The 14,698-nt window shown below is 44.7% G+C and carries 9 protein-coding genes; all 9 read right to left on the minus strand.

All coding sequences use genetic code 11. The features are described 5' to 3' along the window. Positions 1–26: 26 nt before the first annotated feature. The gene (locus PSM36_RS00450) at positions 27–1,430 is read right to left on the minus strand and encodes an arylsulfatase (protein ID WP_076928316.1); all 1,404 of its coding nucleotides are present in this window, start codon (positions 1,428–1,430) and stop codon (positions 27–29) included. A 96-nt stretch (positions 1,431–1,526) separates the two neighbouring features. After that, positions 1,527–3,065, minus strand: a complete 1,539-nt coding sequence (locus PSM36_RS00455) for a sulfatase (protein ID WP_076928317.1) — start codon at positions 3,063–3,065, stop codon at positions 1,527–1,529. Continuing rightward, positions 3,062–4,459 (minus strand): alpha-L-fucosidase, encoded by a 1,398-nt coding sequence (locus tag PSM36_RS00460; RefSeq protein ID WP_076928318.1) that lies wholly within the window; start codon positions 4,457–4,459, stop codon positions 3,062–3,064. The genes PSM36_RS00455 and PSM36_RS00460 overlap by 4 nt, the downstream gene beginning before the upstream one ends. A gap of 84 nt (positions 4,460–4,543) precedes the next feature. Then, the gene (locus PSM36_RS00465; protein WP_076928319.1) at positions 4,544–5,680 is read right to left on the minus strand and encodes an acyltransferase family protein; all 1,137 of its coding nucleotides are present in this window, start codon (positions 5,678–5,680) and stop codon (positions 4,544–4,546) included. Positions 5,681–5,805: 125 nt separating this feature from the next. Further along, positions 5,806–6,837: a sugar phosphate isomerase/epimerase family protein gene (locus PSM36_RS00470; protein ID WP_076928320.1), complete on the minus strand. Its 1,032-nt coding sequence runs from the start codon at positions 6,835–6,837 to the stop codon at positions 5,806–5,808. Between the two features lie 36 nt (positions 6,838–6,873). After that, positions 6,874–8,298: a carbon starvation CstA family protein gene (locus PSM36_RS00475; protein ID WP_076928321.1), complete on the minus strand. Its 1,425-nt coding sequence runs from the start codon at positions 8,296–8,298 to the stop codon at positions 6,874–6,876. Between the two features lie 7 nt (positions 8,299–8,305). Beyond that, positions 8,306–9,952, minus strand: a complete 1,647-nt coding sequence (locus tag PSM36_RS00480; RefSeq protein ID WP_076928322.1) for an FAD-dependent oxidoreductase — start codon at positions 9,950–9,952, stop codon at positions 8,306–8,308. A gap of 13 nt (positions 9,953–9,965) precedes the next feature. Further along, positions 9,966–12,974 (minus strand): FAD-dependent oxidoreductase, encoded by a 3,009-nt coding sequence (locus tag PSM36_RS00485; RefSeq protein ID WP_076928323.1) that lies wholly within the window; start codon positions 12,972–12,974, stop codon positions 9,966–9,968. Between the two features lie 7 nt (positions 12,975–12,981). After that, the gene (locus tag PSM36_RS00490; protein WP_076928324.1) at positions 12,982–14,679 is read right to left on the minus strand and encodes an FAD-dependent oxidoreductase; all 1,698 of its coding nucleotides are present in this window, start codon (positions 14,677–14,679) and stop codon (positions 12,982–12,984) included. Between the last annotated feature and the right edge of the window lie 19 nt (positions 14,680–14,698).

The following is a 14,698-nucleotide window of genomic DNA, read 5'->3' on the forward strand; positions in this document are numbered from 1 at the left end:
CTCTATTGTATGACTGAATCAATTACTTAAAACAACGGCCAGTTGGGATCATCGGTTCTGGCCTTCTTCATGATCTCTTTCAGTTCTGCCGCTTTTTGAGGATAGAGATCGAGCAGGTTGTGATTCTCCGAAGGATCGGACGCGAGATTATAGAGTTCGTACAGCCCTTCCTGGCGGATATCGAGGTGCAACAGTTTCCAGTTATCTTTTATTACCGCCTGGCGGCCGCCCAATTCCTGAAACTCGAAATAGAAATAATCGCGCTTCTTCTGACCTTCTTTTTTATTGAGGAGTGTGGGCAATATACTGATCCCGTCGGTATTTTCCGGCGAATCGGTTTTCAACAGTTCGGCAAACGTGGGCATATAATCCCAGAATGCGAAAGGGAAACTACTCTCCTTACCGGAGGCGATTTTGCCTTGCCATGCAATGATGGTAGGTACACGGATACCCCCTTCATACAGGTCACGTTTATATCCGCGGTAGATGCCATTGCTATTGAAGAAATCCGGATCACCGCCTCCCTCGCGGTGGGGACCATTATCGCTCGTAAATATGATGAGTGTGTTTTCATAGACACCTGTCTCTTTGAGTTTCTCAATGATTTGACCCACATAGGCGTCGATACGTGTTACCATCGCGACGTGTGTAGCCCGCGGATGTTCCTGTGACATATATCCTCCTTTTCTGAATGCGGGGCCGGAATCAGTACCTTTATACGGTTTTTCATCGAATTTTCCTCTTAATTTTTGGATGATGGAATCTTCGGGCACAACCAATTCGGCGTGTGGAAGCACCATGGGTACGAAGAGGAAGAACGGATCCCCATTGTATTTATCGATAAACTCCAGCGTTTTTGCCTGGATCAGGTCTTGCGAGTATGCGCCGAATTGTCCGTGATCATTTTCAGGAAACTCTATTTTTGTCTGGTTGTACCATAAATGGCTTGGGTAATAATTATGTGCCAGGAGTTGGCAATTGTACCCGTAAAACTCATCTACGCCTTGGTTGTTGGGATCGCCTACAGAACCGGGCTGTCCCAATCCCCATTTACCAAAAGCACCGGTGGTATACCCTGCATTCTTAAACAGGTGGAAAAGCGTAAATGTGCCGGCCGGCAGCGGAAACTGTCCTTCGGGTTTTATTTCCTTATTTCCACGAATCGGGGTGTGGCCGGTATGTAATCCGGTCATCAGGCTGGCGCGCGAGGGTGCGCTCACGGTAGTTCCTGAATAGGAACGTGTGAACCGGATTCCGTTGAGCGCCAATCGGTCAATATTGGGTGTTTGGAATTTTTTCTGGCCGTAACAACTCAAATCCCCGTAACCCAAATCATCGGCAACGATAAACACCACATTGGGTTTTTGCTGTGCGTTGAGCGGGGTTAACGCTGCGAGGGAAAGTCCCGCAGCAAAAATTTTACTCTTCATATTATTTCGTTCTTGTTATATGCCAAAGTTACATCAAATAGAGCGAAATATTATTTTTCAAAAGAGATTTTTAGATTAAAAATTAATTATAAGAGTTCAAATTTCATCAGGCCAAGGGCACATCTTTCCGGTAGTTTTGAATATCGGACGTTGTGCTTCCACGTTGCGAAGGTATTCTCCCAACTCTTTTGAAAGTTGTTGTACCAATCTTGGCTTTTGTGTTGCCCGGTTTGTCGTTTCACCAATGTCTTCGGTAATATTAAACAACTCTTTTTCTCCGGTCTCGTAATAATATACTAACTTCCAGTCTCCTTTTCGAACAGTGCTTGTGGTCCCAATGCCCGGGCCTTCATTACCCCAGAGATTAGGATAATGCCAGTAAAGGGCACGTCTGTTATCATCGGTCTGTTTACCTTCCAGCATCGGGAGAAAGCTGATCCCGTCCACCGGTTGTTTGACTTCACGACTCTTCACCTGGGCCATATCGAGCAGGGTAGGGAAAAAATCTTCAACGATCAGATAGTCGTTACATCGGGTATTGGGGGGCACAGTTTCCGGCCATCTTACGATCATCGGTACACGAATCCCCCCTTCATAGGCTGATCCTTTCCCGCTATTCAAAGGAGCATTCTGTCTGTGTAAAGGTGCGTCACGCCACTGGGTGGAAGTGGAGAAACCACCGTTATCCGACATGAAAATAATCACGGTATTATCATCCAGCTTATTCTCTTCCAGCCAATCCATCAGATCACCCAGGCTTTTGTCCATCCCTTCGATCAGGGCAGCGTAGGCTGCCTCTTTTTCAGAGAGTCCGCCATCAATGTATTTTTTATAGAAACGCTGATCCTTGTCTATGGGAATGTGGATGGCATAGTGTGCCATGTAGAGGTAGAAAGGCTGTCCCAGATTTTTTGCCTTGTCGAGTGCTTTTATTGCTTCGAGGGTCAATGCTTCTGTAGCGAAAGTTTCCGTTCCCCAATATTTTTCCAGGCCGGGAACAGCTTGTAACGGAGAGGGTTTTCCATCGACCCGGTTTCCATAATTCTGTTCACCGTAAAAACTGGCGATTCCACCTCCTGCATGTCCTGCAATATTTACTTCAAAGCCGAAGTGGTGAGGGTTTTCACCCGGCGTGTCGATGGCGCCCCAATGGGCTTTGCCACAATGGATGGTGTGGTAGCCGCTGTTTTTAAGCAGTTGTGGCAACGACGTCACTTCATATGTGAAGGGTATACCGGGAACCTGGCAGATACCATTTACATTCCACTCCGGAAACTGAAGCACTTCGCTCTTTCTGTCGGTAGAACTGTTTTTTTCAAGGGTCCAGTTGGTTACGCGGTGTCGGGCGGCGTTCATGCCGGTCATCAGGCTCACACGGGTAGGCGAACTTACGGCACAGGCGTATGCTTGCGTAAACATCATCCCCTGCGAAGCCAGCCGCTCCATGTTGGGAGTATGGTAACGCTCGTTAAGCGGGGTTCTCTCTTTCCAGAAAGGCAATGAGGTATCCTGCCACCCCATATCATCTACCATAAATAAGATTATGTTGGGACGACTATCGGAAGTAACAGTGTTCTGGGCTGACAATCCGGTCAGCGGAATCAATGCAAGTGGTAAAATTTTTTTTGGATTCATAACTCTTGATCTATTTTGTAGACACTAAAATTAGAAATTTGTGGAGTATCTATCTGTTTGTTTATGACTAATCGAATCTTGCCAACAGTAACCGGAGAGAATGTTTGGATACGTTTGTGTCCTATCGATTCTCCTTGGCAAAGAATTTCCCAGCCTCGGGAGGTCAACCCTTCTACATGATAATCACGAACACGTTCACCTTTGATGATCTCTTCTTGTAGAATAATTTGATTGACGGGTTGTGCTTTATCCAGTTTTAGTTCAATTTTGTTACCTGTTCCGCTAACGGATTTTATGGGATGTGTCATGAGTTCGGTGATTTTATCCCCAAATTCTTTCAATCGTTGGGCATCACCTTCAGGTATCAATCCACTTGGATCTGGAGTGAGACCAAGAATAAGTGTTGCGTTACGTCCTACCGAGTTATAGTACATATCTACTAGTTTCTCGAGAGGATAAACGGCGTCCTCATCCCCAGGTTCCCAAAACCATTCGTGACGGCCATTATATCCTCTTAGAGGAGCGTCAGCCATTGCCGGAACCCAGTATTTCCCATTCGGATCCCCGTGTTTTAGCAGTTTTATATGTTCATGCTGTTGGTCTAAGTTCTTATTATGAGAAAAAGGAGTGGGGAATGTACTCCAGTTAGGATAACCTACCGTTCCACTTTCGGAGCCTCCCCAACGAAAATCAGCTCTCTCTGTATTGTGATAAAAGAGACATTCGGGTTGTAGTCGACGGATTATCGGTTCTACATCAGGGCCTAACCCTTTAGGGTCATCAGCGCCACCATCGAACCATATCATAAATAAATCGCCATATCGTGAGCAGAGTTCCTCGGTCATTCGTTCACAATAGCGGCGATACCACTCCTGACGGTTGTGGGCAAACTCTCCGTCGCCATCTGCCTTAAAATTGTGGATGCCAAAGAGCGAATTCCAGCGGATGCCAATATAAATGCCGGGCATTAACCCATATTTACTGCACGATTTCACGAAATCGCCCACGATGTCACCCTTTCCTTCGCGCCATCGCAATGCTTTCAAACTGTATGGATTTACATCACTTTGGTAAATGGCAAATCCGGTCTCATGAGTGGCAGTAATGATGGCGAAGGTTGCACCGGCATCTTTCGCCGCCTTTATCCATTGATCGGTGTCCAGTCTGGTAGGATTAAAGATGTTATAATCTTCCACGGGATGTATGCGGTTAGCTGTCTGATTGTATTTTTTTCCATCGAAAACGTGCAAGTCGTAGTGAAAAATTACACCTAATCCAGCATTTGCCCAACGAAGCTGAGATGCACTGGGAGTAGGTCGCTGGTGGATTTGGGCAACCACACCAACTGTCGACAATAAAAAAAGAAAGAATAGGGATATTGATTTTTTGAGCATGATATTCATTAAGTTGTAATATACATGATGGTAAAGGGAAGAATAGGATGTATTTTGTATTTGAAATTTTTAATGTGCAGGTAGTCAGACTTTAAGAAAGATGTTTCTCTTGTACATCCCCCACAGTACCAGGTATATAATAACCGCATTTGCCACAGCTATTAACACTGGGTACCAGTCACCTATATATTGTTCAAACCCTTGCAGAAGGGACTGTCCAATACAACTGAAGTTTATACACATAGCTAACATATAAGCCGTAATCGAGTTCATCCCATAGACTTTAAGCCATGTTAAATGCTTTTTATGGCCTTTATAGTCAATCCAGTAGTAAAATATCGCCATCAATAGGAAACAATATCCGCTGCTAACCAATACCATGGAACTGGTCCATATTTTCTTGATCACTGGCATCTGGAAATGCCACAACCAACCGGCTACTACCATAGCAATTCCTATTCCTAATAATAATTGCCATTTCTTTTTCGAATCTGTTTCCTTGTTTTTCAGTATATATCCTGCAAAAAGCCCTGTTAGTACGGTTACAACAAAGTTCAGGCTACTGAGAATCCAGGTATATCGATACCAATCAGAAAATATAGCCTCTCCATCTACTAACCTGGCACCATCGCGAAAACGACCTAAAACAGTTCTGTCGATCCATTCGGCAAGATTCCCATCCGGGGTGTAATTCCCACCGCCAAAATTTCCCACTGTCACAGATTGCATAACAAGCCAGTAGACGATAAGTAATCCTGCTGCAATTCCAATCTGGCTTTTTATTTTCGTATGTAAAAAGAGTATGGAGGAAACAAGGTAGCCCACTGCTATGCTCTGAAGTGTATTTGAATAGAAATAAATACGGCTGGGGTCTAATGCCAATAGGTTACCCTGGCACATCATCCCGAATATCCATAGCAATAGAAATCTTTTTACGATACGGCGGTATACAGGTAATTTATTGGGTTCGGATCTATAACGGGATAATGCAAAAGGAATAGATACCCCTGACATAAAAAGGAATAGGGGCATTACCAGATCCCAGGGAGAAAATCCCGCCCATTCTACGTGTGAAAAATTCCACAAAAATTTATCATACCATGATTGATTTATTGGAGTTCTCATTCGGTGAACGATCACTTCCAATCCAACAAGGCAAAACAGATCAAATCCACGGAGTACATCCAAAGATTCTAAACGCTGTAACTTTTGTTTTTCCATACAGAGAATTCTATTAAAAGTTTTTACTTTATGAGACGGGAGGGGAGCCACGATTTTCGTCGGGCCAGGGGCATAGTTCTCCGGTAGTTTTAAACGATAGGCGCTGCGCTTCCACGCTTATATCTTCATATCAATAGTTGCCTGCAAAATTCTTTACATGTCTTTACTTCTTTTACCGAAGTTGACCATGGAACTACTGGATATTCAAGTTCGATATCGCAATAGATAGGTAGTTTTTGATCCCTGATAAGGTGAAGAACCTTGGCGAGAGGTGTTTCCCCCTGCCCCCATACCTGATTGGTATTCTTTTGTGTCGCGTTGTCGGGGCCGGTTTTATCTTTGAGATGGATGCTTGAGATACGACCATGATATTTCCGGATGAAATCAACCGGATTCAAGCCGGTAGAACCGAAATAATGACCCACATCAAAGTTCAACCTATTTGCGGAGGAGTAGGAGAGGAGCTTGTCAACATCAAATCCCCGTTCGGCAAACTGGGCATGATTGTGAAGTATGGCGAACATTCCATTATTTTTTGCTGCGGGACCCAGTAAACGGGCGTTTTTTTCATTCAGCTCGGCAGTTATGCCAATGGCTCCGAGTGTCTTAGCCACCTTGAATGAATAATCGAGTTCCTCTTCGGTTTCGCCCGCAGTCCATTTATATATGTGGATATTTACACCGGCATCGTTGAATTTTTTGCGAAGTTGAGTATAAGCGCTTATTGTTCCGTTTGTTTTCCTCCATTCTTTCAATTCACTGTTGTATTGTGCGATGAGGCGCTTTTCTTCATCTGTGAATGGGGTGTCGGTCCCGGGACGCCGTTGTACCGGATTCTTCGGTGCACCAAGATAATCCTCTACACCTGTGCCCATTAGTTCTACAGAACTTAATCCGGCTTCTACACAAGCGTTGAGGGTTGCTTCCAACCCTCCTTTCAGATCCCGGAAGCTGTAAGTGATAGCGCCGATCTGTACTCCGGCAAATTGAGAATTTGGAATTCGGTTTAATACATTGCCCGTTTGGCTTTCCGGTCTGGAGGTATTATTGCCATAAGAGACTACGGAAGGAAGAAATGTTCCGGTGGCAACAACAGCAGCTGTCCCAAGAAACTTTCTTCTGGATAGTTGACTGGATGAATTCTGTTTATTTTTCATATGATTGAAATATTTATTTTCAAAAAAGTAGTTAAGTCACTTCAATTTCTTCTTGTAAATAAAAAACAGTGTGAACGTAAGAATGACAAAGAATAAACCAATACCATAAGAGACAGGCTTAGGCAATGAAAATCCTTCAGGGGCCAGCATGATGTATGTAGTGACTACCATTGTCATAAATAATGCCGGAATAAGCGTTATCAGATAATATCCCTTCTTTTTCTGCAACAGATATATGGTAATGGTCCATAATACCACTGCAGCCAGTGTCTGGTTTGCCCATGCAAAATAGCGCCAGATCACATCGAAATTGATTTTTGTCAGCAAGAAGCCGATAGCAAACAGGGGAACAGTAATCATCAAACGATTCCTGATAGGCCTCTGGGAGGTTTTGAGAAGGTCGGCGATTGTTAACCGGGCACTTCGAAAAGCTGTATCTCCCGACGTGATAGGTGCGGCCACAACACCTAAAATTGCCAATATTGCACCAAATGTTCCCAACAATGAATAGGAGACTTCATTCACCACCCATGCCGCATTCCCGTTCTGCGCTATCATCACATCGTTGAGTCCTTTCAGGCCGTTGAAGAAACTCATACTGATGGCTGCCCATACCAAAGCTACCACACCTTCGGTTACCATGGCGCCGTAGAAGACCTTTCGTCCCTCTTTCTCATTTTTCAAACAGCGTGCCATCAGGGGAGATTGTGTAGCATGGAAACCTGATATCGCCCCACATGCGATGGTAATGAACATCATTGGGAAAATCGGTAGATTTTCTTTATTGTGATGGAAATTTTTGAAATTCTCTGCGGTCAGTTCAGGCATATGATATCCTTTTACTATTAATGCAGTGATCAGACTGACAGCCATGAAGAGCAGGGCAAACCCGAAGACGGGATATATTCTCCCGATAATTTTATCTATGGGCAGGAGGGTCGCCAATATATAATAGATAAATATTACCCAGACCCAGAAAGTAAAATCGAGTGATTCCGGGGTGAGTCCGGCCAGTAAACCGGCCGGCCCCGAAATAAAAACAACGCCTACAAGGATCAGTAGAACAATCGCAAAAATTCTCATGACCTGCTTGGCTTGTCTTCCCAAATAAATCCCTATTATCTCGGTGATACTTTTGCCATCGTGCCTGACCGAAAGCATCCCGGAGAAATAATCATGCACCCCGCCCGCAAAGATAGTTCCCAACACAATCCACAGGAATGCGACGGGGCCCCACATCGCACCTGCAATCGCACCAAAAATAGGCCCCAACCCGGCAATATTCAGGAATTGTATCAGGAATACACGCCACCATGGCATAGGCACATAATCTACGCCATCGCCCAGGGTGGAGGCGGGTGTAATACGTTGGGGATCGGCCTCCATCACCCGTTCCAGGTATTTAGAGTAGAAGGCATATCCAGCCACGAGGGCTATTATCGAAATAATAAAGGTGGTCATTTGGATATTAATTATTTAAAATCTGATTCTTAGAAAGTAATACCTGCTCCAATTGCCCATAGGGCACCTCCTGTACGTTGATTTTATTATCTATGGCTATTACCGCTGCTGCCGCCGCCGATTGTCCCAGGATCATAAATACCGGTTCCATCCGGATGGATCCGAAAGCGATATGGCTGGAAGAAAGACAAACAGGTACGAGCAGATTCGTACATTCTTCTTTCCGGGGTACAATTGAGCCATAGGCAATCTTATATGGTTTTCCGGGATGTACCCCGACATCCCCTTCATTCTGTACATATCCCTCTGCTGTCACAAAACGTTGCACATTGTGGGAATCCATGGTATATGAGCCCATACCGACAGGGTCGGGCACATGCACTTTTCCGAGCACCTCGTTTTCAGTGGTGACGTACGCTCCGACCATCCTTCGTGCTTCACGGATATAGAGTTGATGCGGCCAGTTGCCATTATCGGTAAATTCATCCTTGGCCAGGCCCCACTCTTTCATCCTGTCCCTCACCTCCTGGGGGACACGTTCATCGGTCGATACAAAGTAAAGCAATCCTTTTTGATAATTGGTATGATCTGCAATAATTTCTTTACGCCGTTCATAGGATGCTTCGGGATAATCGTAGTTCATTCCTATATGATCGCTACTGAAAGGGCCGTGGTTGTTTGTATCGGTCTTCCTGTTGGGGATAATGTCAAACTTTGCAAACCACTCGTCCCATCCCGATTCAAAAACCCTGGCAAGCAGTTCATAACCGGCAGGATCATATCCTTCAGGTTTTTCAAAAGGGACTCTGTTTTCGGGGTGGTTACTCATGCATAACCTGAAACAGTAAGCCTGTATCTTATCGTCACCCGTACAATTGGGATGTATCGGTTCGTCGGAGATATAAGGGAGTAAACCGCTGGAAGGATCTCCGGGAACTATATACGGATCGACAGGGGTGTTGAAATAGTGCCTATGGTGATATACTCCGGCCTGTACGCCGTTCCACTCTTCATTGTATTGCGAACAAGGCTCTCTTCCCACCGTATAGGATACGCCGGCTGCAGCCATCAGGTCTCCCTCGTATGTCGCGTCAATAAACATTTTACCTTGAAATGTTTTTCCGGATAAAGTAGTAAAAGAAATTATTTTTCCGTTATCTGTTTTTACTCCAGATTCACGATTTAACCACTCATCCCGGTAAACCGTTATATTATTTTCCCGGATAAAATCCTCGAAAACTTTTTCAGCCACATGGGGTTCAAATATCCACATTGTCCTGCTATCCCCGTCCATTGCCACAGTACCCTGGCCTTTATTTCCATATTCCGATTGCTTTTGCCATTTCCATGCAGTGGAATCGTTATAATGCAGCCATACCTTGTGGTAAAACTCCCGGGATAACCCCCCGATCGATGCTGTATTTCCGGAGTCGGTAAACCCTAACCCGCCGGAGGTCAATCCCCCCAAGTGTGCATCAGGAGAGACAATCATCACATTTTTACCTGATTGCGCTACTTCCACAGCGGCTATTACTGCCGCTGAAGTTCCCCCGTAGATAATTACATCGGCTTTGTAGGTATCCACAGATTGCTTGCACGATAGCAATAATACCAGTGATGCGATTAAAAAGAATAAATAACTTGTTTTCTTCATACTATTTTCATTCTTAATTTGATTTTATAATTTGGATTTTATCGGTTGCAAACCGGGCATAATGTCCTTGTAACCCGTTGGCATAACTCTTTAAAATAGTTTCGCCCAAATGATTTTTGTCTCCACAAATGAATAAAGCGTACGCCAGGTGTATTTCTTTTAAGGCCGCATTTCTTACGCTGTTGTCATTTACCGAAGGAACCACTTTTGCCCGTGCTTCTCTGTAGGAGGTAATGTGGTGATATCGCATTCCCGGACTTATGAGTAAGTCATAAAGGATGGGAACTGCTTCTTTACTTCTTATTTCTCCCAACGCATATGCAATCGCCCTGAAATGGGAGAATTCACTTTCAGGTTTCAACAGGGCTGCTTTCTCCAGTATAACGGGCAGAGATCTTTTACCTTTCGAATTTCCCAAAGCAAACAGTAAAGCATCCATTCTGCTCATACTGGCTCCGAATTGGTGCATTCCCCTGTAATCCCATCCCTGGTCCCATTTATCCTGCTTCTTTATCTCACTGGCAATGATAGAGGCAAAAGTATCATCTCCCAGCATACATAAAACAGAAGCATATGTAAGCTTATCCCGGAGGGCGGCAGACTCTATTTCTCTTCTGATTATCCGCCGACATCTTTCATGATCGGTCAACAGCACTTCCAATCCTTTATAGTTGTCCCTTAGGCTTCTGGCCGCATCTGCAAAATCTTTATCGCTGTATCCCCTGAAAGGTTTATCTTTCACTACATGGTCTGGCAGGTTGCCCATACTGACCAGGAACTTCTGGATAGCTTTGATGTTTAGTTCCCTGAAATCTTTATTTTCACGTACAGCCATTGCTGAAATATAACCTACGGCATATCCCTGATTTTGCAGACAGGCTTGCATCCGGATTACCGGCATGGCATCGCGATCGGCGCTTGCTCCTAATCCGGTCACAATAATGCCTTTCAATCCTTTTGGCAATAGGGCTCTTAACGGTACATCGGCATCATAAATTGTATGTCTCTCCTGCGGGGGAGATAAGATAAAATAGGGATCAACAATCATACCATGCGTATCAAAGGAGCTCTTATGGTATGAGATGGTATCCGGATACCTCCGTTTGCTTATTACATCATATACCGATACCGTGTATTCCCCAACCATTCGTCTTCTCTCCCTTGTTTGAGGCAATTTTACCATATCATAATGTCCGGCGAGTTTTTTCTTGGCCTGTACATATATGCGGCTTATATCCAGTACATCAGAGTCATCGATAAAAGCCCAATCGTTGTTGTTATAGTAATCTTCCGGCTTCCAGGACCCCATGCCGGCACCCTGTACGGCAACATTCTTTCCCGTATAATTATAATCGGCACCGGCTGCAATGGCTATATCCGCGCTTCCCGTACTGTCTACTACCACCTTTGCCAGAATGATTCCTCTGCCATAGGGTGTGCATACCACAATACCCGATACCTGATTATTTCTCACCAATGCTCCACAGCCTAAAACACCGAACCAAAGGTCACCTCCGGATCTTCTTAATTCACTACGGAAATATTCCTGTTTCCAGTCGGACAAGTGATCGCTTTCCCAGTTTTTCATTTGGCGGGGATGATCCAAAGGTGCCATACCACGAACTCCGTTATCCACTTCAGATGAAAAACCACCCCGATACCCATCCCAGTATTTCCCGATTAATCCGAGGGTCATAATACCTCCTAATCCATGGAGATATTCCAGGACTAAGGTTTTAGCTCCCTGACGGGCGGCAGATATACCGGCGGGTGCCCCGGCGGTACCCCCACCCATTACCACAACGTCATATTCTCCCAGTACGGGAAGAGCTTCATTGGAAGATGTTACAAAACCTTTATTTGTTCCCGGTCGAAGTGGGTGCAGCAATTCCCGTATCTCTCCTTTTTTATCTCCCTTGCGGACTAAATGATAAACTCTGTCAGTATTGCTTACAGGTATGTTTTTGACAGACATGGCCACGGTCTCACCCACAATTATTCCAAGAGAAGTAGCATATACAGGCCGCATTATTTTTTCCGATATTTCATTTGATACATCGGCAGAAGGCCCCAGAACCCATATATTCTTTATTCCTTTGGGCTGTAAAGCCTCTATGGGTATATCTCTGACAGAAGATATCTGCTTGTTGAATCCACGTTCAGAGATGATGGAAACAAAAGGAACATATTCAAGAATATCCGAGCTGTCGCTTTGAGCCGGTGTCCATACTTTATCCCTGATCTTTTGTTCAATTTCCTGGATAACTGCATAGGAGTCATTCCCGACATGCATTTGAAACGAATAACGCACTACCGGCAATTCTTTGTCTTTAACCGTAATCGAGTAAGGGATCTTTTCTGCTTTTGTATCGGGAATTGATTGGGGTTCACTGCCGATTGTTACAAAATTAAATGTATATTTCTGCGCCTTGAAATCGGTGAATTGTGCGCCGGCTGTCCGGGCAACAGATGCGACATGTGTTGCATCGATGATTGCCCTGCACCGGATGGCTTGGCGTCCCGACCGGTTGGCAATGACGATTCCTGAAAGGCTGCCTTCTTTATCAACTAAAATGTTTGTAACATAACTGCTATAAAGAAAATCGACATCATAGTCAATTAACTCATTCTCCAGTTCCGTTTTAATGTAAAGAGGGGTAGGATACTTACTCTGAAGAAACAGGCGGCGACTCAAGGGATTATCGGGTTTTTCATTTTCATCACAGACTATTCTGAATGACCCGCATACATCATCCCCTAAGTAAGACAACGGCGCCACAAGGAAGACTTTGCTTCCTGTCCGGGAAGCCGCGCTTGCAGCCGCTACGGCAGCCGACGTTCCTCCCACGATAACGATGTCCACCTCCTTGATTACCGGTATTCTCTTTTCTCCTTCCTCAATAAATCCGGAATCAGGCTTTGTTGCAGACATGAAAACTGTACGGGCATTCGACATCTGTCTCGTTGCCACCAATGTTCCCCCTAAGGTTGTTGCCTTGATAAAATCTCGTCGTGTTACCATTATCTGTTTACTTGTTTTTTAAAATTTGTTTGTTATCCAACAACTTTTTTTGTAACACGGAATAATCAATATCCTGAACAGCCTTCTTTTCTTCGATAGCCTGGCATGCAGCGGTAGCCGCCGATTGTCCCAATACCATAAAGACCGGTTCCATACGGATGGAGCCAAATGCTATATGGGTGGCACTTACACACACGGGAACCAGCAGGTTGTTGCATTCTTCTTTTTTGGGAACAATCGAACGGTAACTGATGGAGTAAGGAGAAAAGCCGTGTGCTTCTACATTACCTTCATTTTGCACAAACCCGTTTACATCCACATATCTCTGTATGTGGTGTGAATCCATTCCGTAGGCGGCCATGCCAACCGGATCTTCTATTGTGTCTATCCCTTCGCAGTTTTTTTGGGTCATCACATAATCGCTCACCATACGTCTTGCTTCCCTTATATAAAGTTGTTCCTGCCATCCGTCGCTTCCTTCTTCGTATTCATCTTTGCATGTTCCCCATCTGGATACCGCATTTCTCACTTTTTCAGGAATTCTGGGGTGGTAGGCCAGTGTCCACATCAACCCTTGTTGGTAGTCCCTGTGAGCCTGTACGATCTTTTCTCGTTCTTCATAGGATGCTTCCGGGTAATCATAATTTTGTCCGATAAAATCTGTGGAAAATCCTCTTCTGTTATTTGTGTCGGTTTTCCTGTTTGGCATCGGCGAATTGATCCAAGGCATCTGATTCATCTCCGACCCGTTGTCCGCTTCATAGTTTCTGAAAAGCAGTTCATAATTCAACTCGTTATAGTTTTCAGGTTTTTTGAAAGGGATACGGTTGTCGGGATGATCGGTCAGTGTCATCCGGAAGCAGTAGGCCTGTACTTTATTGTCGCCTTCCCCATCCACGCCTGGAGGCCCTTCGGAGATGTAGGGAAGGAGTCCGCTTGTTGGATCACCTTTGACGATATAGGGGTCGACCCTGTCAATGAAATTATGATTATATGCGTTTCGTGAAAGCGTCCACCTGAGGGAGGCGCTGATCTTGTTGGCCTGTACACCGTTCAATGTTTCCCCATACTCACGGTTGGATTCCCTACCTACCCGGTAACTGATTCCCGCTGCGGCCATGAGGTCTCCTTCATAGGTTGCGTCGATAAATATTTTTCCGGTATATTTTGAACCGTTCTCCATTTCAATCGATTCAATCTGGTTTCCCTTTTTAGTGACGCCGCTCTCCCTGTTTAATCTTTCACCATACACGATATCAATTTTTTCTTTGGAAAGCATTTGATGGTACACTTTCAGGGCGGCAGAAGGTTCGAATGTCCACATGGCATCTTCACCCTTTTCGGTTCTTGTTTGTCCTTCATCCATATAGGCATTTCTATCCTGCCATTTCCAACTCTTTGGATCATCATAGTGTTTTCGGATATTTTGATAGAATTCACGGGATATTCCTCCGATCACATGTTTATTTCCGATATCGGTTTGGCCTAATCCTCCGGTTGTCAAACCTCCCAGACGATGAGTCGGTTCAATGATTACTACCGATTTTCCCATTCTTGATGTCTGGATGGCCGAGGCAATGCCGGCAGAGGTGCCGCCGTAAATGACTACATCGTATTTTTTATTTTGTGCGAATATTCCTGAATAACTCAACATCAGAAAGATAACGCTCAGGCTTAAGGCTTGAATAAATTTTTTTGTAAACATAATTTTTTTCTTTTAATAT

Origin of the sequence: Proteiniphilum saccharofermentans (assembly GCF_900095135.1) — a bacterium.
GTDB classification, from domain to species: Bacteria; Bacteroidota; Bacteroidia; order Bacteroidales; family Dysgonomonadaceae; genus Proteiniphilum; species Proteiniphilum saccharofermentans.

Bases quoted from the DNA above. Each gene is read 5' to 3' on its own strand.
- PSM36_RS00450 (WP_076928316.1), bottom strand. From the start codon at position 1,430: ATGAAGAGTAAAATTTTTGCTGCGGGACTTTCCCTCGCAGCGTTAACC.
- PSM36_RS00455 (WP_076928317.1), bottom strand. From the start codon at position 3,065: ATGAATCCAAAAAAAATTTTACCACTTGCATTGATTCCGCTGACCGGA.
- PSM36_RS00460 (WP_076928318.1), bottom strand. From the start codon at position 4,459: ATGCTCAAAAAATCAATATCCCTATTCTTTCTTTTTTTATTGTCGACA.
- PSM36_RS00465 (WP_076928319.1), bottom strand. From the start codon at position 5,680: ATGGAAAAACAAAAGTTACAGCGTTTAGAATCTTTGGATGTACTCCGT.
- PSM36_RS00470 (WP_076928320.1), bottom strand. From the start codon at position 6,837: ATGAAAAATAAACAGAATTCATCCAGTCAACTATCCAGAAGAAAGTTT.
- PSM36_RS00475 (WP_076928321.1), bottom strand. From the start codon at position 8,298: ATGACCACCTTTATTATTTCGATAATAGCCCTCGTGGCTGGATATGCC.
- PSM36_RS00480 (WP_076928322.1), bottom strand. From the start codon at position 9,952: ATGAAGAAAACAAGTTATTTATTCTTTTTAATCGCATCACTGGTATTA.
- PSM36_RS00485 (WP_076928323.1), bottom strand. From the start codon at position 12,974: ATGGTAACACGACGAGATTTTATCAAGGCAACAACCTTAGGGGGAACA.
- PSM36_RS00490 (WP_076928324.1), bottom strand. From the start codon at position 14,679: ATGTTTACAAAAAAATTTATTCAAGCCTTAAGCCTGAGCGTTATCTTT.